The 23,192-nt window shown below is 60.4% G+C and carries 18 protein-coding genes and 1 other RNA gene; 16 read left to right on the top strand and 3 right to left on the bottom strand.

The genetic code is table 11. From position 1 onward, the window contains the following. Positions 1–61: 61 nt before the first annotated feature. The 9 genes from TX23_RS03465 to TX23_RS03430 all read left to right on the top strand — a co-directional run bounded on the left by TX23_RS03465 (position 62) and on the right by TX23_RS03430 (position 13,299). A complete protein-coding gene (locus TX23_RS03465; RefSeq protein ID WP_057701017.1) occupies positions 62–721 on the top strand; it encodes a GntR family transcriptional regulator in 660 nt (219 codons plus the stop codon). Between the two features lie 2 nt (positions 722–723). Further along, the gene (gene smc / locus TX23_RS03460) at positions 724–4,212 is read left to right on the top strand and encodes a chromosome segregation protein SMC (RefSeq protein WP_057701016.1); all 3,489 of its coding nucleotides are present in this window, start codon (positions 724–726) and stop codon (positions 4,210–4,212) included. 259 nt (positions 4,213–4,471) lie between these two features. Continuing rightward, positions 4,472–5,335, top strand: a complete 864-nt coding sequence (gene zipA / locus TX23_RS03455) for a cell division protein ZipA (RefSeq protein ID WP_057701015.1) — start codon at positions 4,472–4,474, stop codon at positions 5,333–5,335. 87 nt (positions 5,336–5,422) lie between these two features. Further along, on the top strand, positions 5,423–7,789 hold the full coding sequence (gene ligA / locus TX23_RS03450; protein WP_057701014.1) for an NAD-dependent DNA ligase LigA: 2,367 nt from the start codon (positions 5,423–5,425) through the stop codon (positions 7,787–7,789). A 197-nt stretch (positions 7,790–7,986) separates the two neighbouring features. Further along, a complete protein-coding gene (locus TX23_RS03445; protein WP_057701013.1) occupies positions 7,987–9,153 on the top strand; it encodes a zinc-binding metallopeptidase family protein in 1,167 nt (388 codons plus the stop codon). 143 nt (positions 9,154–9,296) lie between these two features. Further along, an RNA gene (ffs, locus tag TX23_RS26820) (signal recognition particle sRNA small type) lies at positions 9,297–9,393 on the top strand. A gap of 149 nt (positions 9,394–9,542) precedes the next feature. Next, positions 9,543–11,504, top strand: a complete 1,962-nt coding sequence (locus TX23_RS03440; protein ID WP_057701012.1) for an AAA family ATPase — start codon at positions 9,543–9,545, stop codon at positions 11,502–11,504. A gap of 156 nt (positions 11,505–11,660) precedes the next feature. After that, positions 11,661–12,707, top strand: a complete 1,047-nt coding sequence (locus TX23_RS03435) for an N-acetylmuramidase family protein (RefSeq protein WP_057701011.1) — start codon at positions 11,661–11,663, stop codon at positions 12,705–12,707. A 1-nt stretch (position 12,708) separates the two neighbouring features. Beyond that, positions 12,709–13,299 (top strand): hypothetical protein, encoded by a 591-nt coding sequence (locus tag TX23_RS03430; RefSeq protein ID WP_057701010.1) that lies wholly within the window; start codon positions 12,709–12,711, stop codon positions 13,297–13,299. 134 nt (positions 13,300–13,433) lie between these two features. Here TX23_RS03430 and TX23_RS03425 read toward each other — a convergent pair whose 3' ends face one another. Continuing rightward, complete coding sequence (locus TX23_RS03425) at positions 13,434–14,297, bottom strand: LysR family transcriptional regulator (RefSeq protein ID WP_057701009.1); 864 nt, start codon at positions 14,295–14,297, stop codon at positions 13,434–13,436. A gap of 98 nt (positions 14,298–14,395) precedes the next feature. Here TX23_RS03425 and TX23_RS03420 point away from each other — a divergent pair, with 98 nt between their 5' ends. From TX23_RS03420 to TX23_RS03395, 6 genes are all read left to right on the top strand, one after another. Then, positions 14,396–15,337, top strand: a complete 942-nt coding sequence (locus TX23_RS03420; RefSeq protein WP_057701008.1) for a DMT family transporter — start codon at positions 14,396–14,398, stop codon at positions 15,335–15,337. Positions 15,338–15,414: 77 nt separating this feature from the next. Further along, entirely contained in the window at positions 15,415–17,502 is a 2,088-nt protein-coding gene (gene dnaX, locus TX23_RS03415; RefSeq protein ID WP_057701007.1) for a DNA polymerase III subunit gamma/tau, read from the top strand. A gap of 43 nt (positions 17,503–17,545) precedes the next feature. Next, a complete protein-coding gene (locus TX23_RS03410) occupies positions 17,546–17,884 on the top strand; it encodes a YbaB/EbfC family nucleoid-associated protein (protein ID WP_003193199.1) in 339 nt (112 codons plus the stop codon). 140 nt (positions 17,885–18,024) lie between these two features. After that, the gene (locus TX23_RS03405) at positions 18,025–19,059 is read left to right on the top strand and encodes an NADP-dependent oxidoreductase (protein WP_057701006.1); all 1,035 of its coding nucleotides are present in this window, start codon (positions 18,025–18,027) and stop codon (positions 19,057–19,059) included. Between the two features lie 66 nt (positions 19,060–19,125). Further along, on the top strand, positions 19,126–19,728 hold the full coding sequence (recR, locus tag TX23_RS03400) for a recombination mediator RecR (protein WP_014719453.1): 603 nt from the start codon (positions 19,126–19,128) through the stop codon (positions 19,726–19,728). Between the two features lie 223 nt (positions 19,729–19,951). Further along, positions 19,952–21,100 carry an acyl-CoA dehydrogenase family protein gene (locus tag TX23_RS03395; protein WP_057701005.1) on the top strand — a complete coding sequence of 383 codons (1,149 nt, stop codon included), beginning with the start codon at positions 19,952–19,954 and terminating at the stop codon, positions 21,098–21,100. 109 nt (positions 21,101–21,209) lie between these two features. Here the strand turns inward: TX23_RS03395 and TX23_RS03390 are convergent, their stop codons facing one another. Both TX23_RS03390 and fnr read right to left on the bottom strand, forming a co-directional pair. Then, positions 21,210–21,758 (bottom strand): adenine phosphoribosyltransferase, encoded by a 549-nt coding sequence (locus TX23_RS03390; RefSeq protein WP_005790291.1) that lies wholly within the window; start codon positions 21,756–21,758, stop codon positions 21,210–21,212. 78 nt (positions 21,759–21,836) lie between these two features. Beyond that, positions 21,837–22,571 carry a fumarate/nitrate reduction transcriptional regulator Fnr gene (fnr, locus tag TX23_RS03385; protein ID WP_005790290.1) on the bottom strand — a complete coding sequence of 245 codons (735 nt, stop codon included), beginning with the start codon at positions 22,569–22,571 and terminating at the stop codon, positions 21,837–21,839. A gap of 155 nt (positions 22,572–22,726) precedes the next feature. Here fnr and TX23_RS03380 point away from each other — a divergent pair, with 155 nt between their 5' ends. Next, positions 22,727–23,188 carry a hypothetical protein gene (locus TX23_RS03380; protein WP_057701004.1) on the top strand — a complete coding sequence of 154 codons (462 nt, stop codon included), beginning with the start codon at positions 22,727–22,729 and terminating at the stop codon, positions 23,186–23,188. Positions 23,189–23,192: the final 4 nt, after the last annotated feature.

Raw genomic sequence — 23,192 nt, 5'->3', positions numbered from 1 at the left:
TCAGCGGGCCAATGCGCTACACTGCCGCGCTTGTACCGATAGAAGATTTTGAAGGGAAAACATGACGTTCAAGGCGCCGGACAGTCTCGCCGAGCAAATAGCTCACCACCTCGCCGAACGTATCATTCGCGGCGAACTCAAGCCTGGGGAGCGGATCCAGGAACAGAAGGTCACGCTGGCGCTCAACGTCAGTCGCGGTTCCGTGCGCGAAGCCTTGCTGATCCTCGAGCGCCGCCATCTGATCGCAATCCTGCCGCGCCGTGGCGCCCACGTCACTGAGCTCACCGCGCACAAGGTGCAGAGCCTGTGTACGTTGATGGGCGAGATGTACATCCTGCTCGGCAATGCAGTGGCCGAAGGCTGGCAGACCCAGGCGGACATGGCGCCGTTCCTGCAGATTCAGCAACGCCTGCAGTTGAGCCTGGAGCGCGAGGACATCCGCGCCTTTGTCGAAGAAAGCTTCAACGTGATGCGTGCCGCGTACCCATTCGCCAACAATCCATATTTGCAGGAAACCGTCGAAAACCTTCAACCGGCGATGAACCGTGCTTACTACCTGGCCCTGGATCAGCGTAAAGCGTCCATGGGGGAGTTCGTGGCACTGTTCGAGCAATTGCTCGCAGCGGTGCTTGCCCGTGACCTGGTGCAGATTCGCCTGGTGCTGACGGCCTATTGTCAGCGCAGTAGCTCGCTGGTCATTGCTGCGTTGGCGGACGCCTAAACGTGCGGCTCAAGTGCATCAAGTTGGCGGGGTTCAAGTCCTTCGTCGACCCGACTACCGTGAACTTCCCCAGCAACATGGCGGCGGTAGTGGGACCCAATGGCTGCGGCAAGTCGAACATCATCGACGCCGTACGCTGGGTGATGGGCGAGAGCTCGGCGAAAAACCTGCGTGGCGAGTCGATGACCGACGTCATCTTCAACGGCTCCACCAGCCGCAAGCCGGTCAGCCAGGCCAGCATCGAACTGGTGTTCGACAATTCCGACGGTACCCTGATCGGCGAATACGCTGCCTACGCGGAAATCTCGATTCGCCGCAAAGTCACGCGCGACAGCCAGAACAGTTACTTCCTCAACGGCACCAAGTGTCGCCGTCGGGACATCACCGATATCTTCCTCGGCACCGGCTTGGGCCCGCGCAGTTATTCGATCATCGAACAGGGCATGATCTCCAAGCTGATCGAAGCCAAGCCTGAAGACCTGCGTAACTTTATCGAAGAAGCAGCCGGCATCTCCAAGTACAAGGAGCGCCGCCGCGAGACTGAAAACCGCATCCGCCGCACCCATGAAAACCTCGCCCGCCTGACCGACCTGCGCGAAGAGCTGGAGCGCCAATTGGAGCGCCTGCACCGCCAGGCTCAGGCCGCCGAGAAGTATCAGGAGTACAAGGGCGAAGAGCGCCAGCTCAAGGCGCAACTCTCGGCCCTGCGTTGGCAGGCGCTGAATGATCAGGTCGGCCAGCGCGAAGCGATCATCGGCACCCAGGAAGTCAGCTTCGAAGCGTTGGTGGCCGAGCAGCGCAACGCCGACGCCAGCATCGAACGCCTGCGTGACGGGCACCATGAACTGTCCGAACGCTTCAATCTGGTGCAGGGCCGTTTCTATTCGGTGGGGGGCGATATCGCCCGGGTCGAGCAGAGCATCCAGCACGGCCAGCAGCGTTTGCGCCAGTTGCAGGATGACTTGAAAGAAGCCGAGCGCGCCCGCCTGGAAACCGAGTCGCACCTGGGCCATGACCGCACCTTGCTGCTGACCCTCGGCGAAGAGCTGGACATGCTCACCCCCGAACAGGAAGTCACCCACGCCGCCGCCGAAGAGGCCGCCGCAGCGCTGGAAGAATCCGAAACCACCATGCACGCCTGGCAGGAGCAGTGGGACACGTTCAACCTGCAATCGGCCGAGCCGCGTCGCCAGGCCGAGGTGCAGCAGTCGCGCATCCAGCAACTGGAAACCAGCATGGAACGCCTGGCCGAACGCCAGCGGCGCCTGCAGGAAGAGCGCGTATTGCTCGCCGCCGACCCCGAAGACGCGGCGATCATGGAGCTGAGCGAGCAACTGGCCGAAAGCGAAATGACGCTGGAAGAGTTGGAAGCCAGCGAAGAACAACAAGTGGAACGCCTGGAGCAATTGCGTCAGCAACTGCAAACGGCGACCCAGGCGCAGCAGCAGGCCCAGGGTGATTTGCAGCGGCTCAATGGGCGCCTGGCGTCACTTGAAGCCTTGCAGCAAGCCGCGCTGGACCCTGGCACCGGCACCGCCGAGTGGCTGCGCGACCAGCATCTGGCCGAGCGCCCGCGCCTGGCCGAAGGCTTGAAGGTAGAAGCGGGTTGGGAGCTGGCGGTGGAAACCGTGCTTGGCGCTGACCTGCAAGCAGTGCTGGTGGACGATTTTGGCGGCTTCGACCTGGCCGGTTTCGCCCAGGGCGATTTGCGCCTGCTCAGCCCGGCGCCCGACGGCGTGCGGGTAGCGGGCAGCTTGCTGGACAAGGTCGAGGCGGCGATGGATCTGTCGCCCTGGCTGGGCCAGGTCAGGCCCGTGGAGACCCTTGAGCAAGCCTTGGCCCAACGCGGCCAATTGGCGGCCGGCGAAAGCCTGATCAGTCGCGACGGTTATTGGGTTGGCCGACATTTTCTGCGCGTGCGCCGCGCCAGTGAGGCGGAAAGTGGCGTATTGGCCCGTGGCCAGGAAATCGTCAACCTGAGTGCCGAGCGTGAAGAACGCGAAGCCACCCTGGAAAGCCTGGAAACCGAACTGCAAACCCTGCGCGCCACCCAGCGTCAGCAGGAGACCGGCCGCGAACACCTGCGCCGCTTGTTGCAAGACGAAGCGCGCCAGCAAGGCGAGTTGAAAGCCCAGCTGTCGGCGAGCAAAGCCAAGGTCGAACAACTGACCCTGCGCCGTACCCGCCTTGACGAAGAAGTGGCCGAGATGGGCGAACAGCGCGCCCTCGAACATGAACAGGTTGGCGAAGCGCGTCTGCAATTGCAGGAAGCCCTCGACAGCATGGCCCAGGACACCGAGCAGCGCGAGTTGCTGCTGGCCCAGCGCGACAGCCTGCGCGAACGCCTCGACCGCGTGCGCCAGGAAGCCCGCCAGCACAAGGATCACGCTCACCAGTTGGCGGTGCGCCTGGGCTCATTGCGGGCTCAGCATGATTCCACGCGCCAGGCCCTTGAACGCCTGGAGATGCAGTCCGAACGCCTGACCGAAAAGCGCGAGCAACTGAGCCTCAACCTGGAGGAGGGCGAGGCGCCGCTGGAAGAGCTGCGCCTCAAGCTTGAGGAGCTGCTCGACAAGCGCATGACCGTCGACGTAGAACTCAAGACCGCGCAGATCGCCCTGGAAGATGCCGACCGTGAACTGCGCGACGCTGAAAAGCGCCGCACCATGGCTGAGCAACAATCCCAGTTGATCCGCGGCCAACTCGAACAACAGCGCATGGAGTGGCAAGCCCTCACCGTGCGCCGCAAGACCTTGCAAGACCAATTGCTGGAAGACGGCTATGACCTGCACGGCGTGCTCAACACCCTGACCGCCCAGGCCAACGAGAAAGACGCCGAAGAAGAACTTGAACGGATTGCTGCGCGCATTCAGCGCCTGGGCGCGATCAACCTCGCCGCTATCGATGAGTACCAGCAGCAGTCAGAGCGCAAACGTTATCTGGATGCCCAGGACGCCGATCTGGTTGAAGCCCTGGACACCCTGGAAAACGTGATCCGCAAAATCGACAAGGAAACCCGCAACCGCTTCAAAGATACCTTTGATCAGATTAATGGCGGTTTACAGGCGTTATTCCCAAAAGTTTTCGGTGGTGGCAGTGCCTACTTGGAACTGACGGGCGAAGATCTACTCGATACAGGGGTAACGATCATGGCGCGGCCTCCGGGCAAGAAGAACAGCACCATCCATTTGTTGTCCGGCGGCGAAAAAGCCCTGACCGCATTGGCCCTGGTATTTGCCATCTTCAAGTTGAACCCGGCGCCGTTCTGTATGCTCGACGAAGTTGACGCGCCGCTGGATGACGCTAACGTTGGACGCTACGCTCGGTTGGTCAAAGAGATGTCTCAGACCGTGCAGTTCATCTATATCACCCACAACAAGATCGCCATGGAAATGGCCGATCAGTTGATGGGGGTCACGATGCACGAGCCGGGCTGTTCGCGTTTGGTCGCAGTGGATGTGGAAGAGGCGATGGCAATGGTGGAATCCTGAGCCATGCCAAGAGAGAGAATTTACAGCACGCTGTAGGGCGATTTACCGGTCTGGCGAAAGTGGCAAATGGACATATTTGTTCAAGGCATTTTGACAGACGGTGTAAAGTTATCTTTGGTCGTGCTAGTTTAATGTCAATTTTTCGTGTGCGTGGGCAAAACGTCAGTCAGAACATAGAGTTGGCGCCACGTTTTAAAGCGGTTTGCACGGTGCTAAACCCCTTATTTTTCAGCATTTTTTATTAGAGGCACGGGATTACATGGAAATCGGTCTGCGCGAGTGGCTGATCGTCATCGGCATCATTGTCATTGCCGGTATTCTTTTCGATGGCTGGCGCCGTATGCGCGGTGGCAAGGGCAAGCTCAAGTTCCGCTTGGACCGAAACCTGTCCAACTTGCCTGACGACGACGGCGCCGCCGAGCTGCTGGGGCCGCCCCGTGTGCTGGATACTCACAAAGAGCCGCAACTGGACGAGCATGATTTGCCGTCCATGAGCGCACCGCTGCGTGAAGCCCGCGAGCCGTCCTCCAAACGCGGCAAGCGTGGTGGCGCGGCAGTTGCCGAGCCGCATCAGGGCGACCTGAACCTCGACGTCGATGACGGCCCAAGCTTCAGCAGCCGTGATGACGACTTCCCTGACGAGACCGCGACCAAAAGCGCGCCACGCCAATCGGTCAACGATCAGCCGGGCGCCGAGGAAGTGCTGGTCATCAGCGTGATCTGCCGCGACGCCGGTGGCTTCAAGGGCCCTGCGCTGTTGCAGAACATTCTGGAAAGCGGCCTGCGTTTTGGCGAGATGGATATTTTCCATCGTCACGAGAGCATGGCCGGCAACGGTGAAGTGCTGTTCTCCATGGCCAATGCGGTCAAGCCAGGTACGTTCGATCTGGACGACATCGATCTGTTCAGCACCCCGGCAGTGAGTTTCTTCCTCGGCTTGCCAGGCCCGCGTCATCCCAAGCAAGCGTTCGACGTAATGGTGGCCGCGGCCCGCAAGCTCTCCCAGGAATTGAACGGCGAGCTCAAGGACGACCAACGCAGCGTTCTGACCGCCCAGACTATTGAGCACTACCGTCAGCGCATCGTCGAGTTCGAGCGTCGCGCCCTGACACAGAAACGCTGAGGATTACGCTTCGGCGTTGTCAGTAGAATAAGCGCACTAACATATTGAGCAGCTTCGGCTGCTCTTTTGCTTTATGAGAGAACACCCATGACCGCCGCCCATACCCGCATCCTCGAACTGCGCGCTGAACTGGATCAGCATAACTACCGCTACCACGTCCTCGATGAGCCGAGCATTCCGGACGCCGAGTACGATCGCTTGTTCCACGAGCTCAAGGCTTTGGAAGCCGAGCACCCGGAGCTGGTAACACGCGATTCACCGACGCAGCGGGTCGGCAGTGCGGCGCTGTCGGCATTCACCCAGGTCAAGCATGAGATCCCGATGCTCAGCCTGGGCAATGCCTTTGATGAAACCACCATGCTCGAATTTGATCGCCGGGTGACCGAGGGCCTCGACCTGCCGGTGGGCGATCTGTTTGGCGCGGGTGCAGCGGTGGAATACAGCTGCGAGCCGAAGCTCGACGGCCTGGCGGTCAGCCTGCTGTATCAGGACGGCGAACTGGTACGCGGCGCCACCCGGGGTGATGGCACCACCGGCGAAGACATCAGCGTCAACGTTCGCACTGTGCGCAACATCCCCTTGAAGCTTCACGGCACAGGCTGGCCGGCCACCCTGGAAGTACGTGGCGAAGTGTTCATGTCCAAGGCTGGGTTCGAACGCCTCAACGCCTCGCAGCTGGAAGTCGGCGGCAAGACCTTCGCCAACCCGCGTAACGCGGCGGCGGGCAGCCTGCGCCAACTGGATTCGAAGATCACGGCCAGCCGCCCGCTGGAATTCTGCTGCTACGGCATCGGTCAGGTGACCGCCGATATCAGCGACACCCATATCGGCAACCTGCAGCAGTTGCAGAAGTGGGGGATGCCGATCAGTCACGAATTGAAGCTGGCCAAGGGTATCCAGGAATGCCTGGACTACTACCGCGACATTGGCGAGCGCCGTAATGCGCTGGGCTATGAAATCGACGGCGTGGTGTTCAAGGTCAACAGCATTGCTTACCAGCGTGAATTGGGCTTTCGCGCCCGCGAGCCGCGTTGGGCCATTGCGCATAAATTTCCGGCGATGGAAGAGCTGACCGAATTGCTCGATGTGGAATTCCAGGTCGGCCGTACCGGCGCTGTCACTCCGGTGGCGCGCTTGAAACCGGTCAAGGTGGCCGGCGTGACGGTGTCCAACGCGACCCTGCACAACATGGACGAAGTGGCGCGCCTGGGCCTGATGATCGGCGACACCGTGATCATCCGCCGCGCCGGTGATGTGATTCCACAAGTGGTCTCGGTGGTCACCGAGCGTCGTCCGGAACACGCCCGTGCCGTGCAGATCCCGCAGAGCTGCCCGGTGTGCGGCTCCCATGTGGAGCGCACGCAGCTGGTCAAGCGCAGCAAGGGCAAGGAAACCGTCAGCGAAGGCGCCGTGTACCGTTGTGTCGGGCGCCTGGCCTGTGGTGCGCAGCTCAAGCAGGCGATCATTCATTTTGTCTCGCGCCGTGCCATGGACATCGACGGCCTGGGCGACAAGACCATCGAGCAATTGGTGGATGAGAAACTCATCGGTTCGCCGGCGGACCTCTACAAGCTCAAGTACGAACAGATCATCGACCTGGAAGGCTTCGCCGATATCTCCAGCAAAAAACTGATCAGCGCCATCGAAAACAGCAAGACCCCGACGCTGGCGCGCTTTATCTACGCCTTGGGTATTCCCGATGTGGGCGAAGAGACCGCCAAGGTGCTGGCGCGCTCCCTGGCCTCCCTTGAGCGTGTGCAGAAGGCCTTGCCGGAGGTGCTGACCTACTTGCCCGACGTCGGCCTGGAAGTGGCGCACGAGATCCATAGCTTCTTTGAAGACAGCCATAACCAGGGCGTGATCGGTGCACTGTTGTCGCCGGATGAATGCGGCCTGCAATTGCAGGAGCAGGGCGATCTGAGTGCCGAATTTGCCGCCAGCACCACCTTGGGCGGCTTGCTCGACAAGCTGCATGTGCCTTCCGTCGGGCCGGGCGCGGCGCAGAAACTGGCAGACAAATTCGGCTCTCTGGAAGGCGTGATCAAGGCCGATTGGCTGGATATGCGCCAGGCCCTGCCCGAGAAGCAAGCCAAGGCTGTGCGCGAGTTCTTCGACAACCCTGACAATGCCAATCGTGCCCTGGCCATCGAGCAGCAGCTCAAGGACTTCGGTATGCACTGGCAGAGCGAGAAAAAGGTTGTTGAAGGCTTGCCTGAGGCCGGGCACACCTGGGTACTCACCGGCTCTCTGGAGCTGATGAGCCGCGACGTCGCCAAGGACAAGCTCGAAAGCCTGGGGGCCAAGGTGGCCGGTTCCGTCTCGGCGAAAACCCACTGCGTGGTGGCCGGGCCGGGCGCCGGTTCGAAACTGGCCAAGGCCAGCGAGCTGGGCCTCAAAGTGCTGGATGAAGAAGCCTTCGTCGCCTTCCTGGCCAAGCACAACATCACCGTTTGACAGGCTTTTGAATACTGTAGGAGCGAGCTTGCTCGCGAAGAACCGGAGGACGCCGCCGTGAACCAGGCGCCCCGCGTTATCGTTAACGATCTTCGCGAGCAAGCTCGCTCCTACAGGGAGCAGACGTATCTCCTGCGTGTGTTGAACGATCTCTCCAGAGAAATGATCTAGTCTCTGTCACCCAGGGAGAGATCGCCATGTTCCGCTACTTCGAGCAACTCAGCACGCGCATCGCCGCTCCGTTCATGGCCCAAACCTCGCGCAATAGCAAGGTGTGGCAATGCCGGTGTGGCCAGCCGCTGTTTTTTCGCAACAGCCAATGCCTGTCCTGCCAGGCGGCGTTGGGTTACCAGCCGCAGCAGAGCTGCCTATCGTCCTTGCAACCTGGGCCGGTGGTCGGTACGTGGCTGGCCGATGACAATCTCGATGCCGGCGCTTTCCGGCGCTGTGCAAACCTCGATTCACCCGCCGCGTGCAACTGGCTGATCCCCGCCCACAGCACTGCGTCGCTGTGCGTGGCCTGTAGCCTGAATCGCACCATTCCTGATCTATCCGTCCCGGAAAACCCTGAACGCTGGCGCAAGGTCGAAACCGCCAAGCGCCGCTTGGTGGCACAACTGATCAGCCTGGGCCTGCAAGTGGTGCCCAAAAGCGTCGACGAAGACACTGGCCTGGCCTTCGACTTCATCGGGACTGACCTGGCAGGCAATGCGCCAACCACCGGCCATGCCAATGGCCTGATCACCCTCGATATCAAGGAAGCCGACGATGCTCATCGCGAAAAAGTCCGCATACAGATGCGTGAGCCTTACCGCACCTTGCTCGGTCATTTTCGCCATGAAGTTGGCCACTATTACTGGGATCGGCTGATTGCCAACAGCCACTGGCTTGAAGCCTTTCGCACCGTGTTCGGTGATGAGCGCGCCAGTTACGCCGACGCCCTCGATCAGCACTATCAGAACGGCCCGCGCCCGGACTGGCAGCAAACCTGCGTCAGCGCCTACGCCACCATGCACCCCTGGGAAGACTGGGCCGAAACCTGGGCCCATTACCTGCATATGATGGACGCGGTGGACACTGCGCTGGGCTTTGGCATGAGCGCCCGCGAGCTGGACCTGGACTACCAGCCGTTCCCGCTGACAACCCTGTATGACCCCGCACACCCCGGCGGCCCGGCGTTCCTCTCGTTCGTCAATGCCTGGATCGAGCTGGCCGGTATGCTCAACGAACTGTCCCGCGCCATGGGCCAGCCGGATTTCTACCCCTTTGTGCTGCCGCCGGCGGTGATAGCCAAGTTGCACTTTATCCACCTGGTCATCCAGGAAGAGGGCGGCAGGGCGGACGAGGTTCTGCAGGCACAATGATGAAAAATTTCGCAGGGGGCCGCGCCCGATTGCTCAGCGCCATGGCAAGTACTTGAAGCTTCTCATTTTTTACGGTTGTAACTTCCGATCAGATCGGTACAATGGCGCGGCTTGCCGAGAGGCCAGCGTCGTTATGGTGACCCCATCGGTCCCCCCGCAACGATTACCCGTGAACCTGGTCAGAGCCGGAAGGCAGCAGCCACAGCGGGAACATTGTGTGCCGGGGTGTGGCTGGTGGGGTTGCCTCCATAACGCTCCCTTCTGTTTTACCCGTTTCCAATTCCTTTAGTCAGCCAGTCATCTGTGACGCTTATCGCACAGTGCATGACGGCCACTTCACGACTAGTGGCATACTCCCAAACGTCTCTTTCCCCTGGCTACGAGGCTGTATGCACTCGGAACATTTTGATTTATCCAGCCCTGTGTTCTTGCCGATTACCGAACAAGCCTGTGTGGGGTTGTTGGAAACCGGCGGTGCGCAAGCGCTTGTAGCCCTGAGTGAGCCGGAGTTGGCGGCGGTGCTGGTGATTCAGAACCTGGCCCAGGTGCCCGAAAGCGACCTGAGCGCCAATGGCGCTGAAAAAGTACTGGCCAAGTTGATTGACTGGGCGGTAGAGGCCAGCCATTCGGCAAGCGTTTCTCTACTCTCTGAGGCGCAGCGGCTGTTCGATCAAAGGAAACTCTACTTCGGCCTCAATGTGGTCAAGAGCCTGCAGTTGCGTTTCCTGTTAGCGGAGGAAGTGCAGGCACGCGACTATCTGTTGCCCAGCGGCAAGTGGGACGTGGAGTACAAGGTTCGCCATCTCAAGGCCAATGATCCCTTCAGTAAGCAGATGGTCACGCCCAGGCATCGCGAGCGCTGGTTGAGTGCCGAGCAAGACAAGTTGGTCAGAACCTTCCGCGCCAACTTGAACGAAGACCTGCATGTTCAGGGTTATGCCGGTATCGGCAAGAGCCATCTTTTGGTGGCCTTGATGGAGCACTTGCGCCCGGAAAAGACCTTGTTGCTGGCACGTACCCCGGCAAAACTGGAAACCCTGCGGGCCCGTATGGTGGGCGTGCGCGAGCGCAAGGCCGGGCATACCTTCCATGCATTTGCCCACGCCTTGTTGCATGGCCCCAGGCCCAAGCCGCTGACTGCGCAGGTAAGGGCGCAGAGCAAGCAGGCACTGGCTCAGGAGCTGAATATCTTCGGCTTTCGTGGCCTGCAAGGGCAAGCCGTGGTCGACGTTTGCCTCAACGTGCTGCAAGCCTACTGCCGCTCCTGGGAGTACAGCCTGTCAGCCAAGCATCTGCCGCATTTCAAACAGCCGCTATCCAGCGTTGATGCCAGGGCACTGCTCGAATATGCCAGCCGGTTATGGAGCTATCTCGAAGCGAATCCGGCCTGGGGCGGCCAGACCGGGTTTGAAGCCTTGTTGATGATCAAACGCGCCAGCCTCGCCGGCTGTGTGGTGCCCGAGCGTTATACCCACGTCCTTATCGACGAAAGCCAGGACATTCCCGCGCCGCTGCTGCAAATCATCGAGCGGGGTCGGCAAGTACTGATCACCCTGGGGGACGAGTATCAGCAGGCCAGTGGGGTCATGGTCAGGCGCGCCCGTGAGGTGCGCCACACGGACGTGTGTTATTCCGTGCGCTCCGGGCGCAACGTCGAGCGCCTGGTCAATCCCTTGATCAGCCAGCATTCGGATAAGAGCAAAGTGCTTTTCGAGGGGGCACGGGATGCCGATGTCGGTATCGAGTTTTATCCGTTGGGCTTCGTACCGCCGCAAGGCTGCGTGGTGTTGACCGCGTCCCTTTGGGACACGATGAAATGGGCCATACAGCTGAGCGAGGTTCGTTGTGCCTTCGGCCTGGCCAGTAAAGAGGCGCAGCAATCGCTCAAGTACTTTATGGAAACGGTCATCGCGTTGTTCAAGCCTGAGTTCTACAGCAGCGAGTTCAATGACAGCGGCCCCCATCCGTTTTTCAGCGATATGGCCGATTGGCAACAAGTACGCGAGGCCTGTCAGTTCGATGAGGCATTTCTCTGGGTCGAAGCCGAGCTGCAAAAAGGTTTTAATCTGGCGGATGTCACGCGTTTGAACAGGCAAAGCGGCCATCCGGATGAGCGCTGCCTATTGATGTTGGCGCAAGACGCCGGTGGCATGGAGTTCAACCGGGTGTTGCTCACGCCGGCGTTGTTGACCAACGTGAAGTTCCAGGACGCCTACGCGTTCGACCAGCGGCTGTGTGCGGTGTATATCGCAATCTCCCGAGCAACCCGCCAACTCTATCTGCCCTACGATGTGGTCGAGTGGCTCGACTATCACAACTACCAGAAAACCCGCGAATTACACGGTTACTGACGGATTTAATCCAGCTGTTTCACAACTTTTAAACAGCCCTCTAGACAATCCCCAGAACGCCTTGTTAGCTTGCGCCAGCCACTTGTTTCAAACTATGACAAGGGCATGGATTGATATTGAAGTGCTATCGCTTCTCTACCTACAAGGATGTCTGTCATGAAAAGCCTGCAAGGGTTGCCTCGACTTATCAGTGCTTCAGTCGGCGCGCCCGGCAAAGCCCGCAACTTGCCCGCCGATGTGCAGTGTATCCAGTACTTATTCAATCTGATCATTCCCAGGATGGGCTTTGCCTTGCAGGAAAACGGCGAGTGCGACGGCCAGTTGGTGCAGTGCATCAGCCAGTATCAGTTCCGCCATCTCAAATATGCTCATCCCGACGGAGTGATCGACCCCACGGGGCGTACGTTCAACAGCTTGATCGAGGAAGCGGTGAAAGTCCCGGTGCGAGCTTTCCCGACCTTGCGTATTCCCAGCTTTCTCAACGCATTGGGCAATAACAACGTCGATGCGGTGCAAGCCACGGTCAATGTCTACCTGAACCAGGTGCGTGCGGTGATCGAGGCCGAGCGGCGCAACCGCCAACTAATGCTGCAGGCCACCTGCGACGGCGGCACGACGCTGAGCGATACGGACTTCCAGAATGCTGCCAAGCAATTGGGCAACGGCATCTCGGTGAATGTGGTCAAGGCGTTCGCCACCATCGAGTCGGGCGGGAAGGTGGGGTTCGGGCCGGCCAGGCTGCCGATCATTGCCTTTGAAGGTCATCACTTTCGCAAGTACACCAAGCACATCTACGACCAGTCGCACCCGCTGCTATCGTACATCTACAAGAAAAAAGCCGGGCCGCAGTGGCAGACCAACAACAAGGACCAGGTCAAGGCCTGGGAAACCATGGCCACCGCGTTTGCTCTCGACCAGGAAGCGGCACTGATGTCGGCGTCCTGGGGCATGTTTCAGATCATGGGGTTCAACTTCGCATCCTGCGGGTTCAAGACGGTGTTCGAGTTTGCAGCGGCGTTAAAAGTAAACGCCGGTAATCAACTCAAGGCCTACCTCAGTTTTTGCAGCAAGAGTACGGCGTTGATGAGTGCGATGAAAAACAAGGATTTCACGGCCATGGCCCGTAACTATAACGGCGATGACTACGGCAACTATGACGTGCTGATGAAGCAAGCCTACGAAGCCTTTGAAGGGAAGAAATAAGATGATTCGTTTTCTGGCGATAGGTGTGTTGTCGTTGAGCGCCGTGGCCTGCGCATTTGCGGGCTCGGCCGCTTTGCATTCGGGCAAATATGAAGGCTTGATGCTGGCGGTGACGCCCGGGAATCAGGTTGAAGGCTTTTATTCCGAAGCGATGGGCGAGGGCGTGAGCCGCCGTTGTACCTTCTACCTGCAAGGCAAGCCAGAAGCACTCACCACTTGGCTGGATGCTGCCTACCCTGGCAGTGTGGCAGTAGTGTCCGACGGTGTGACGCTGACGGTGGAGCAGGGCCGTCAACATCCCGGCTGCATCAACGTGTTGATGCCGGAAATCGCCACGGGCCTGGACCTGACCCAGAGCGCCAGTAAAAAATGGATCGGGCTGGTGACCGTATCTGCCGACAAGGCTTACTTGCTGAAAACTCCGGGGGCGAAGGCGGCCAAGCGTCCCTATATCGTCAAGGGGGATGTAGTGGGTGTGCTGGCGTTCAAGGACGGCTGGGCGCAGGTGGAGTTTATCAATGTGGACGACCGTTCCTTTAAGGGCTGGATCAGCCAAGACCAATACGCGCGGTTGGCTGCACCGAAGCCCTAGAAAATGTCGCAGGAGGCTCAATTTTGTAGGAGCGAGCTTGCTCGCGAAGAACTCACAGGCGCCGCGTTCATTCAGGAAGCACGCGTTATCGTTGACGTTTTTCGCGAGCAAGCTCGCTCCTACATTAGGGCAAGTCAGCCGAGGGTCTCGCGCAAGAGTTCGGCGAATGCATCTCGCGCCAGGTGCCGCTGGGTGTCCTTGTGCCAGAACAACAGGTTGTCCACGGGCGCCAGCGCTTCAAAGCGATACGACGCCAGCTGATTGGCCTGCTCATAACGCGCCAGGATGCCCTCCGGCGCCAAAGCCACGCCAATCCCCGCGCTGACGCAACCGATGATCGTGCCCCAACTGGTATAGCTGGCAACCGCCGGCTTGAAGTCCTGGGGCTTGAGCCAGTTCTCCAGCGCTGCGCGGTAGGGGCAGCCCGGGGGCCATACCAGCAGCGTGCGGCCGGCCAGGTCTGCGGCGCTGTGGATGGGAGCGCTGGACGCGTTGGCGATCAGCACCAGGCGTTCGCTGTAGACCACGCTGTGTTCCAGCTTCGGGTGTTTGCCACTGGCGGCCACCAGCGCCACATCCAGACGATGGTGTTGCAGGTCATCCAGCAGTTGCGCCCAGGCGCCGGTCACCAACTCCAGGCTGACCTCGGGATAACGCCGGTGATACTCCGCCAACAGCGGTGGCAGGCGGCCGCTGGCGCTGGATTCCACCGCGCCGATGCGCAAGGTGCCACGGGGAATCGCGCCGGCATCCACCGCACGCTTGGACTCATCCACCAACCCCAGGATGCGCTCGCAGTAATCCAGAAAAATCTCACCCGCAGCGCTGATCGCCAGCCCGCGACCGGCGCGGATAAACAAGGGTGTGCCCAACTCGCTTTCCAGCTGCTTGATGCGGGTGGTGATATTGGACGGTACACAGTGCAGTTGCAGGGCGGCCTGGGCCACGCTGCCGGTTTGCGCCACGGCTCGCACCATTTTCAGTTGGGCCAGTTCCATTGCTCAGTTCCAATGATTTCAGAAGTCAGAAACGCTTAATTGTCCTACGCCTGGCCCGGGCCAAGACTGGGGGTATTCCTTTTCTGCGGATACCGTCGATGAATACCCCTTCACCGCTAAAGCTTACGCTAGTCATTGCCGGCGTCATCCTTTGTTGGGCTTATTCACCCATAGGTGTGCACATGGGGCTGCACAGCTACAGCCCCGGTCAATTGGCGTTGTTGCGGTTTTTGATTGCGTCGCTGTTCATGGCTGGTGTGGCCTGGGTAGTCGGCATAGGGCGGCCCCAGGTACGTGACCTGCCGTGGTTGTTGGTGCTGGGTTTTTTCGGGGTGTTCCTGCATCACACCAGCCTTAATCACGGCCAGCAATGGGTGACGGCGGCGGCGTCGAGTGTGTTGGCGCAGTCGGCGCCGCTGTTCAGTGTGTTGATCGCGTTTTTCTGTTTGCAGGAGCGCGTCAGCCTCTGGCGTTGGAGCTGTGTGCTGTTGGGGTTGGCGGGCGTGCTGGTGGTGATCGGGGGCGACCGTGGCGTAGGCGCTATTGAGCCCCACGGCTTGCTGATCCTGCTGGCGGCGTGCTCATGGAGCGTGTATTTCGCCATCCAGCGCCATTACGCCCATCGCTACAGCCCGCTGACCATGGCGTGCTACATGGTCTGGTCCGGCACCCTGATGCTCTGCGTGAACCTGCCGGGCCTGCCCGCCGCCGTTATGCAGGCGCCGCTACCGGAAAACCTCGCCGTGCTGGTGTTGGGGATTTTCCCCAGCGCGCTGGCCTATCTGGCCTGGGGTTATGTGCTCAAGCATGTCGAAGTCAGCCGTGCCTCGGTGGCGATGTACCTGATTCCGCCAGTCGCTATGGTGATGGCCGCCACGCTGCTCGGTGAACAGGTGACCCTGCAGGTAATGTTCGGCGCGGTGATTGTGCTGACCAGCGTTGCCGCTATCAGCCTGGAAGGGCGTTGGCGTTCAATCGTGCAGCCAGAACACCCGCAGGCGCCCTCTGGAGGGCCAATCAAGCCAGCTTCGTCAGATTAGACGAGCGTGCCGGATGCAATTTCCCCCCTGCTCCGCTAGCATTACCGGCTTCCGCTTCCCAGTTGCGACGGTTTTCGATGAGTTATCAGGTTCTTGCACGTAAATGGCGTCCGCGCTCGTTCCGCGAAATGGTCGGCCAGACCCATGTGCTCAAGGCTCTGATCAATGCCTTGGACAGCCAGCGGCTGCACCACGCCTACCTGTTCACCGGCACTCGCGGGGTGGGCAAGACCACCATCGCGCGCATTATCGCCAAGTGCCTGAACTGTGAGACCGGTATCACGTCAACGCCTTGCGGTACCTGTTCGGTCTGCCGCGAGATCGACGAAGGGCGTTTCGTCGACCTGATCGAGATCGACGCCGCAAGCCGCACCAAGGTCGAAGACACCCGCGAGCTGCTCGACAACGTGCAGTACGCGCCGAGCCGTGGGCGCTTCAAGGTCTACCTGATCGACGAAGTGCACATGCTGTCCAGCCACTCCTTCAACGCACTGTTGAAAACCCTGGAAGAGCCGCCGCCCTACGTCAAATTCATCCTGGCCACCACCGACCCGCAGAAACTTCCTGCAACCATTTTGTCGCGGTGCCTGCAGTTCTCGCTGAAAAACATGACGCCTGAGCGCGTGGTCGAGCATTTGACCCATGTGCTGGGCGTCGAGAACGTACCGTTCGAAGACGACGCACTGTGGTTGCTGGGCCGCGCCGCCGACGGTTCGATGCGCGATGCCATGAGCCTCACCGACCAGGCCATCGCGTTTGGTGAAGGCAAGGTCATGGCCGCCGATGTGCGCGCCATGCTCGGTACCCTGGACCACGGCCAGGTGTTCGACGTGCTGCACGCGCTGATCGAGGGCGACGCCAAGGCATTGCTTGAGGCTGTGCGCCACCTGTCGGAGCAAGGCCCGGACTGGAATGGCGTGCTCTCCGAAATCCTCAATGTGCTGCACCGTGTCGCCATCGCCCAGGCCCTGCCGGAAGGCGTGGATAACGGCCATGGTGATCGTGACCGCGTGTTGGCCCTGGCCCAGGCCTTGCCGGCCGAGGATGTGCAGTTCTACTACCAGATGGGCCTGATCGGCCGCCGCGACCTGCCCCTGGCACCGGACCCGCGAGGTGGCTTTGAAATGGTGCTGCTGCGGATGCTGGCGTTCCGGCCGGCGGATTCGGCAGATGCGCCGAGACAGCCGCTAAAGCCAGTGGGGATCAGCCAGGCCACAGTTGATCCCGCCAAACCAGTGGCTGGCGCCGCCATTGTCGCGCCAGTAGCTGCTGCGCCTGCGCCGATTGCCCCTGCGCCGATTGCGCCGGCACCTGAGCCCGAACCAGCGCCGGTGGCAGCTGCGCCTGTGGTTGAACCCGAGCCGGTTGTCGAGCCCGCGCCCGTAGTCGACTTGCCCTGGAACGATCCGGTTCAAACGCAATCCGAGCCCGACCCCGAACCGGAGCAACAGCCCGCCGTAGAACCGGTACTTGAAACCACCGGTGAGCAGCCCGAGCTGACGCCGATGCCGGCGCCGACCCCGGACAGCGTGGTACCGGACGCCCCTGAGTGGGTATCGGCGCCGGTTCCCGAGCCGACCGTCGCCCAGGTTGAGGCGGCCACCCCAGGCATTGACCTGGACGACGAACCGCCGCTGGACGAAGACTACATCGAGCCGGACATGGATTCGGCCTACAGCTACCTGGACGAATTGGCCAGCGAGCACACCGCCGAGCCAGCGCCCGAGCCCGAGGCTGAACCCGCTGCGGCCCCGGCTACCGGCCTGGCCCTGCAATGGCTGGAATTGTTTCCGAAACTGCCGATCTCCGGCATGACCGGGAGTATCGCCGCCAACTGCACACTGATATCCATCGAGGGTGATCATTGGCTGCTGCACCTGGACCCGGCCCACAGTGCCTTGTTCAACGCCACCCAGCAGCGCCGGCTCAACGATGCGCTCAACCAGTACCATGGGCGCACGCTGACCATCGCCATCGAACTGATCAAGCCCGAGCAGGAAACGCCGGCCCAGGCCGCGACCCGTCGGCGCCTTAATCGCCAGCGCGAGGCTGAGGATTCGATCCACGCTGATCCGCTTATCCAACAAATGATGCAACAGTTCGGTGCGGTCGTGCGCCACGATACTATTGAACCTGTCGAAGCCCCGGTGACCCAAGCGTCATGACACCGGGCTATTTATTGATCCACGTACTTTTGAGGTGATTCCCATGATGAAAGGTGGCATGGCCGGCCTGATGAAGCAGGCACAGCAGATGCAGGAAAAAATGGCCAAGATGCAGGAAGAACTGGCCAACGCCGAAGTCACCGGTAAAGCCGGTGGCGATATGGTCAGCGTGGTGATGACCGGTCGTCACGACATCAAGCGTGTCAGCATCGACCCTAGCGTGTTGCCTGGCGTGGGTGAAGATGACCTGGAAATGCTCGAAGCGTTATTCGCTGCAGCCGTCAATGACGCTGTGCGCAAGATCGAAGCCAACAGCCAGGACAAAATGTCCGGCGTGACCGCTGGCATGCAACTGCCGCCGGGCATGAAACTGCCGTTCTGATACAGGTTTTAGCTAGACTCAAATGCCAGGCATCGCGCCTGGCATTTTTTTTGGCCGGTCGAAACATCGAACCCCAGGCCTTCACCGATGGTCTGCACCCTATACCGTTGAAACCACTCACCGATAAAGGAGCCCCGCTGATGCCTCAAGAAATGACGCTCAACCAACGCATCGTTCTGGTCTCACGCCCTCAAGGCGCACCCACGCCGGAAAACTTCCGCCTGGAGCGGGTAAGCCTGCCGGACCTGGCAGACGGTCAGGTGCTGCTCAAGACGCTGTATCTGTCTTTGGACCCCTACATGCGTGGGCGCATGAGTGACGCGCCGTCCTACGCCGCGCCGGTGGAAATCGGCGAAGTGATGACCGGTGGCGCCGTCAGCCGTGTCGAGCAATCGCGCAATCCGAAATTCGAAGTGGGTGATCTGGTGGTCGGCGCCACCGGCTGGCAGAGCCACAGCATCTGCGACGGCAAGAGCCTGATGCCATTGCCCAAGGGCCTTGCGAGCCCGTCGATGGCCCTGGGTGTGTTGGGTATGCCAGGCATGACCGCCTACATGGGCCTGATGGATATCGGTCAGCCGAAGGCCGGGGAAACCCTGGTGGTGGCGGCTGCGTCCGGCGCGGTGGGCTCTGTGGTCGGCCAGGTGGCCAAGCTCAAGGGCTTACGTGTGGTGGGGATTGCCGGTGGTGCCGACAAGTGCCGCTATGTGGTGGATGAGCTGGGCTTTGACGCCTGTATCGACCACAAAAGTGATGACTTCGCCCATGAGCTGGCCCTGGCCTGTTTCAAGGGCGTGGACATTTATTTTGAAAACGTCGGCGGCAAGGTCTTCGATGCAGTGTTACCGCTGCTCAATCCCAGGGCGCGCGTGCCGCTGTGCGGGTTGATCGCCAGCTATAACGCCAATGAAGCGCCCAGCGGTCCGGATCGCCTGCCGGCACTTCAACGCACCCTGCTGACCAAGCGGATGCGTATCCAGGGCTTTATCGTGTTCGACGACTATGGCGACCGCCAGCCGGAATTCCTCAGCGCCATGGCGCCGTGGGTGCGCGATGGCAAGATCAAGTTCCGCGAGGATGTGGTCGATGGCCTGGAGCAGGCGCCTGAAGCCTTTATCGGCTTGCTGGAGGGGCGCAACTTCGGCAAGTTGGTGGTGCGTGTCGCGCAGGATTGAGTATTTGACGCTAATCCGGGGCGCGGGTATAAACCGCGTCTCGTTGTTTTGTCGGACCCTTCGCCCATGAGCTTCAGCCCCCTGATTCGCCAACTGATCGACGCCCTTCGCACATTGCCAGGTGTCGGCCAGAAAACTGCCCAGCGCATGGCGCTGCAACTGCTGGAGCGTGATCGCAGCGGCGGCACCCGCCTGGCCCAGGCGCTGAGCCAGGCCATGGAAGGCGTGGGCCACTGCCGCCAGTGCCGCACCCTTACCGAAGAAGAACTGTGCCCGCAATGCGCCGATCCTCGTCGCGACGACACGTTGCTGTGTGTAGTGGAAGGGCCAATGGATGTGTACGCGGTGGAGCAGACCGGTTATCGCGGTCGCTACTTTGTGCTCAAGGGCCACCTGTCGCCGCTCGACGGTTTGGGGCCGGAAGCCATTGGTATCCCGCAACTGGTCGCGCGCATTGAAGAGCAGGGCACCTTTACCGAAGTGATCCTGGCGACCAACCCGACCGTGGAAGGTGAAGCCACCGCGCATTACATCGCCCAGTTGCTGACCAATAAAGGGTTGATTACTTCTCGGATCGCCCATGGCGTGCCGTTGGGTGGCGAGCTGGAATTGGTGGACGGCGGCACCCTGGCGCACTCGTTCGCCGGTCGCAAACCGATCGCCCTCTAAGAGCCAACACAGCATCAAATGTGGGCTAAATACTGTAGGAGCGAGCTTGCTCGCGAAAGACGTCAACGATAACGCGTGATTCCTGAATAAACGCGGCGCCTGTGAGTTTTTCGCGAGCAAGCTCGCTCCTACAGTATTAAGGCCTGTCCTTGATAACTGTGTATGGCTTGATAACCAAGCAAGCGCTTGGTAAGTTCGCTCCATCTCGCCATGGAGCTTGCCGATGTCTGCCTATCAGGAATACTTCGACCCCAGCCACCAATTGGTCCGCGACAGCGTGCGCCGGTTTGTCGAACGCGAGATGCTGCCGTGCATCGAACACTGGGAGGAGGCTGAGAGCTTTCCCCGTGAGCTTTACCTCAAGGCCGGAGCGGCGGGCATCCTGGGGATCGGCTACCCCGAGGCGCTGGGTGGCAGTCACGAAGGCGATCTGTTCGCCAAGGTCGCCGCCAGCGAAGAACTGATGCGTTGCGGTTCCGGTGGTGTAGTGGCCGGGCTCGGCTCCCTGGATATCGGCCTGCCGCCCATCGTCAAATGGGCCCGGCCTGAAGTGCGTGAGCGTATAGCGCCCCAGGTGCTGGCCGGCGAGAAGATCATCGCCCTGGCGGTCACCGAGCCGAGTGGCGGCTCGGATGTTGCCAACCTGCGCACCCGCGCCGTGCGTGACGGCGAGCATTACCGTGTGAGCGGTGCCAAGACCTTTATCACCAGCGGCATTCGCGCGGATTTCTATACCGTAGCGGTGCGTACCGGCGGGCCGGGCTTCGCTGGTATCAGCCTGTTATTGATTGAGAAAGACACCCCCGGTTTCACCGTCGGCCAACCGCTGAAGAAGATGGGCTGGTGGGCGTCAGATACGGCCGAGCTGTTTTTCGATAATTGCCACGTGCCTGTCGGCAACCTGATCGGCGCTGAAAACATGGGGTTTGCCTGCATCATGGGCAACTTCCAGAGCGAGCGCCTGGCCCTGGCGCTGATGGCCAACATGACCGCGCAACTGGCCCTGGAGGAAAGCCTCAAGTGGGCTGCCCAGCGCGAAGCGTTCGGCAAACCCATCGGCAAGTTCCAGGTGCTCAAGCATCGCCTGGCGGAAATGGCCACTGCCGTGGAGGTCTCCCGCGAGTTCACCTATCGCCAGGCTGCGAAGATGGCCGCCGGCAAGAGCGTGATCAAAGAGATCTCCATGGCGAAGAACCTGGCCACCGATACGGCTGATCGGGTGACTTATGACGCGGTGCAGATGCTGGGTGGGCAGGGGTATATGCGCGGCAGCCTGGTGGAAAGGCTGTATCGCGATAACCGGATTCTGTCGATTGGTGGCGGGACGCGTGAAGTGATGAATGAAATCATCAGCAAGCAGATGGGGTTGTGAACCGGGGTGTTCTCTCGGGCCTCATCGCGGGCAAGCCCAGCTCCCACAGGGGAATGCATTCCAAGGTGGGAGCCGGGCTTGCCCGCGATGACGGCAGTACTGACGACCCTTACCTTTCAGTCAGCCCAAACTGCGTCAGGCAAAACGTGGGAATCCCCATGTCTTCCAAGCGCTGCGACCCTCCCAGCTCCGGCAAATCAATAATTGCCGCCGCTTCAAAAATCTGTGCGCCCATGCGCCGCACCAGGTTCGCTGCAGCAATCAGGGTGCCGCCGGTGGCGATCAGGTCATCGAATATCAGCACCGAATCGCCTTCGCACAGGCTGTCGGCGTGCACTTCCAGGAAGGCTTCGCCGTACTCGGTCTGGTAACCCTCGGCCAGCACGTCCGCCGGCAGCTTGCCTTGTTTGCGAAACAGGATCAGCGGCTTGTTGAGCTGGTAGGCGATGATCGAACCGATCAGGAAGCCGCGGGCATCCATCGCACCGATATGCGTGAAATCGGCTTCGACATAGCGCTGGGCAAAGCTGTCGGCCACCAGACGCAGGGCGCGGGGCGATTGGAACAGCGGGGTGATGTCACGAAAGATAACCCCAGGCTTGGGGAAGTCGATGACAGGGCGAATCAGGGATTTGATGTCGAACGAATCGAAAGTCATCGTCGCAGAGTCCTGGGCGGAAAACGGACTCGAAGTATACCTGCGGCCTTGCCGATTGGCGCGGCCGCGGTGTCTGGATCAGACCTCCAGTGAGCCACCGGCCAATGCGCACAGCTGGATCGGGTCGAGGATATGCACTTCCTTGCCCTCGGCGGCAATCAACTGGTTCTGCTGGAAGCGGGTAAACACGCGGGATACGGTCTCAACGGCCAGGCCCAGGTAGTTGCCGATTTCATTACGCGACATGCTCAGGCGGAACTGGTTGGCCGAGAAACCACGGGCACGGAAGCGCGCCGACAGGTTGACCAGAAACGTCGCGATGCGCTCGTCGGCGGTTTTCTTCGACAGCAGCAGCATCATTTGCTGATCGTCACGAATTTCGCGGCTCATCACACGCATTAACTGGCGGCGCAACTGCGGCAGTTGCAGGGCCAATTCGTCCAGGCGCTCGAAAGGAATTTCGCACACCGACGTCGTCTCCAGGGCCTGGGCCGACACCGGATGAATCTCGGTGTCCATCCCAGACAGCCCGACCAGCTCGCTGGGCAGGTGGAAGCCGGTGATTTGCTCTTCGCCGCCGTCGCTGAGGCTGAACGTTTTCAACGCGCCCGAACGTACTGCATAGACGGAATCAAACTTGTCGCCCTGGCGAAACAAAAATTCGCCTTTTTTCAATGGGCGGCCGCGTTTGACGATGTCGTCCAGCGCATCCATGTCTTCCAGATTCAACGAAAGTGGCAGGCAGAGGGGAGCCAGGCTGCAATCCTTGCAATGGGCCTGGCTGTGAGCGCGCAGTTTAACTGGCTCGGACATTTCTTAAATCCTTGTGGGAAAACACACATAAGACGTAAGGGTAACGCACTGGGGGGCACGGAGGCCAGCGTGTACAAAAAACCTGCCGGTATATAAAGATTTGGCTAAAACCGCCGATAGTACTGCCATCGACTACAAATACGGCGGCTCAAACCATGATAGCCCTCAGTACTCAACTCGCTTCGCGTACTCAAATCCAGGCACTGCCCGAAACCAAAAAGGCTGCCGAATCCGATGTGGGTGTTATCCCGACGGCGGACGAGGCCAAACCTGCCGTTTCGGTGACCATTTCCGGTGCCGCAATGAAAGCTGCCGAGGCCGAGAAAACCTCAAACAGTGACATCGACGAAAGCGGCCTGGCGGACAACGTCAAGAATTTGCTCAAGATGATTCGTGAGATCAAAAAGCAGATTGCCGAGAAACAGGCTGAGATGGCTGCGGTAATGGCCGACAGAAGTCTCAGCCCTGAGCAGGCCCGTGCCCGACTCTCCGGGCTGCAGTCGGCCTTGAGCGCGTTGCAAGCCAGCTTGACCAGCGCTCAGGCGTCCCTGACCAAGGCGATGAAAGACATGAGCGCCGGTGATGCAGCCAAGGCCGCGACCCTGGCCATGAAGTAAGTGC

It is taken from the genome of Pseudomonas paralactis (assembly GCF_001439735.1).
Lineage (GTDB): Bacteria > Pseudomonadota > Gammaproteobacteria > Pseudomonadales > Pseudomonadaceae > Aquipseudomonas > Aquipseudomonas paralactis.
This window is presented reverse-complemented; position numbering and strand designations above follow the sequence as displayed.